Raw genomic sequence first — 498 nt, 5'->3', positions numbered from 1 at the left:
CAGAACAAATCGAAATACGTAAGCTGAGGAAAAAGCTACAACGCATTGAAATGGAGAATGAAATATTAAAAAAGGCTACCGCGCTCTTGATGTCAGACTCCCTGAACAGTTCTCGATAATCGGGAAACTCAGAGCGCATTATCCTGTGGTTGAACCGCCCCGGGTTTCCTGGAGAGTGTTTTATCTGTGAACTCAGGCTGCCAGATCATCGTTTCCGATGGAAGCATAATAAGCTTTTTCTGCTTCTGCCGGAGGGATGTGGCCCAGCCTTTCCAGCAATCGTCGATTATTATACCAGTCCACCCACGTGAGTGTGGCCAGTTCCACTTCTGCACGGTTTTTCCAGCTCTTACGGTGTATTACCTCCGCTTTGTAAAGACCATTGATGCTCTCCGCCATCGCGTTGTCATACGAGTCGCCTGTACTTCCTGTTGATGCCAGTAATCCGGCTTCCTTAAGCCGCTGTGTGTAGGCCAGCGATACATACTGAGAACCTTT

General features: G+C 48.2%; 1 protein-coding gene and 1 pseudogene. One reads left to right on the top strand and one right to left on the bottom strand.

Annotated features, from left to right (window positions below):
* Positions 1-148: pseudogene (locus BHE85_RS18330) on the top strand (IS3 family transposase); the annotation flags it as partial.
* Between the two features lie 44 nt (positions 149-192).
* Here BHE85_RS18330 and BHE85_RS18325 read toward each other — a convergent pair.
* On the bottom strand, positions 193-498 hold a 306-nt coding region (locus BHE85_RS18325; protein ID WP_032232747.1), incomplete at its 5' end, for an integrase core domain-containing protein.

This window comes from Shigella sp. FC1567 (assembly GCF_001743015.1).
GTDB lineage: Bacteria > Pseudomonadota > Gammaproteobacteria > Enterobacterales > Enterobacteriaceae > Escherichia > Escherichia coli.
This window is presented reverse-complemented; position numbering and strand designations above follow the sequence as displayed.